The sequence below is a fragment of the Oleiphilus sp. HI0066 genome, from assembly GCF_001635725.1.
In genome coordinates this window covers 1-1,972 of sequence record NZ_LWFH01001169.1, presented here as the reverse complement: position 1 = coordinate 1,972, position 1,972 = coordinate 1, and the positions used below count along the sequence as shown (strand labels likewise).

At 44.1% G+C, this 1,972-nt stretch carries 2 protein-coding genes; one reads left to right on the top strand and one right to left on the bottom strand.

Translation table 11 applies throughout. The features are described from left to right. On the top strand, positions 1–434 hold a 434-nt coding region (locus A3738_RS15675; protein ID WP_304440110.1), incomplete at its 5' end, for a glycerol-3-phosphate dehydrogenase C-terminal domain-containing protein. Between the two features lie 2 nt (positions 435–436). Here A3738_RS15675 and A3738_RS15670 read toward each other — a convergent pair. Then, positions 437–1,972 (bottom strand): ATP-binding protein (locus tag A3738_RS15670; RefSeq protein WP_068763714.1); only part of this gene is annotated, 1,536 nt, incomplete at its 5' end.

The window sequence follows — 1,972 nt, the reverse complement described above, 5'->3', positions numbered from 1 at the left end:
CGAATGCCGTTATGGCACAACTACAACGTTATGTTCCAAACTTACAAGAGGAATGGACAGAGCGACATCCACTAATAGGCAATTCAAAGCTTGGAATGACAAGACAAGGGATCACAGACCATCTTACAAGCCATTACCCGTGGCTCACGTCTAGCCTAGTTAGACGCTATGCATCAAGTTATGGGTTGCTAGCAGAGAATTTTTTGACTGGACGAGAAAGTATTAACGAGCTCGGTCAAGACTTCTCTAACGGCTTATATCAAGCTGAGGTAGATTACCTGATTAAAGAAGAATGGGCGCGAAATGCAAAAGATATATTATTGAGAAGAACCAAGCTCGGCTATCAGTTTTCAGATTCACAAGAGAAAACACTGCGTACTTACATTCAATCGTATCTGAATGAACCCAATATCACCCATTTAAACAGCGCTTGAGGTTAATCTAGCGCTGATGCACCTTGCTGCCTCGGCCATACAAGACTAAATTTGGCACCGCCAAGCTCTTCGCTCTTGCCAAGGAATGCTTGCCCGCCGTGCCAATACAAAATCCGACGAACAATAGATAATCCTAAGCCGTAGCCACCTGATGCCCTTGTGCGGCTATCATCTAATCTGGCAAATGGTGTAAATACAGACTCCCAATCTTCCTGAGGGATTCCTAGGCCATCATCTTCAACGTCGACCCGACACGTTTCTGAATCGCAACTAACGTTCACTTTGACTACACCCGAAGCGTAACGTGTCGCGTTACCAACCAAGTTTTGAATAGAGCGATGAATATATCGCGGTTCTATTTCGGTCTCCGCCCAGTCATCTGAATCTCGCTGAATAACTGCTTGTATATCTAGATTTGGACGCCCCACACTTTGCTCATCAACTACTTGATGGACAATATCCAACAAATTTGCCTGATGAAACGATAGTATCGGACCACCCTGCTCAAGCCTTGCGTAAGTTAAAATCTCATCAATTAGCTCATCTAACTCTTGAATGTCGCCATCGATTTCTTGCGCTTGCTTCCTAAGCGCTTCTTGATTTGGACAATCTTCAATCATTTGAACGCCAAAACGAATGCGCGCGACAGGTGTTCGCAACTCGTGCGAGACAGCGTGTATCATTTCCTTTTGTACAAGCATCAATCGCTGAATATGATCGGCCATCACGTTGAAAGCCGAGCTAAGCCTTTCAATCGCTTCACTCCCCTCGCTCACGTTCTTAACGCGGGCGTCTAATTCACCGCGGGCAATACGCTCTGCCACGGTTTCAACAGCACGCAACTTACGCTCATAGCCTTGAACAAAAATAGCAACCAGAGCGTACAGCGCGGATAAAACACCCGATATTAATAACACTACAACAGGAATCGAAACCAGACTAAACGGAGTCCAAAACTGAAGTCGATAGATAGTACCATCACTGGAACGCAACAGAGCTGAAACAGAATCACTAGAAATTGTTAAGTAATATCCTTGGTCGGATAAACTATCTAGAGCAGCTTGTGACTTTAAGGATGGGGAATCAACTACTTGGTAAAGCTGTAAACCCCAAGATTGTGCAAGAGCTGTTGCCTGCTCAACACTGCTTGAAAATAACTGTTGCTTAAACAACGAAATATACAACTTATAAATGCTACTGCCACTTTGATCAGACTCAAGCTCCAACAACAAATCATCATTCAGACGGGCGTACACTTTAAATAGATCGTCTTGATCAGTTAATACAACTTGACCTAACTCTAAACGAGCACGTGTGAGATCAGAAACAGAATGCTGCTCATCTGACACGACACTTAACGAGTTCACGTCAACACGATCTAAAAGATGCTGATGCTTTGCGAAATGCGACATTATTGGGCTAACTACGTCGCTCCAATAATGCTGGTGTCTAACAAAATTTGACGTGCTATAAATGAGCGTAACCAGCAGCCCCAAAGCCACAAGACAAATGGCTAAGCGACTGAAGATTCTTAAAGA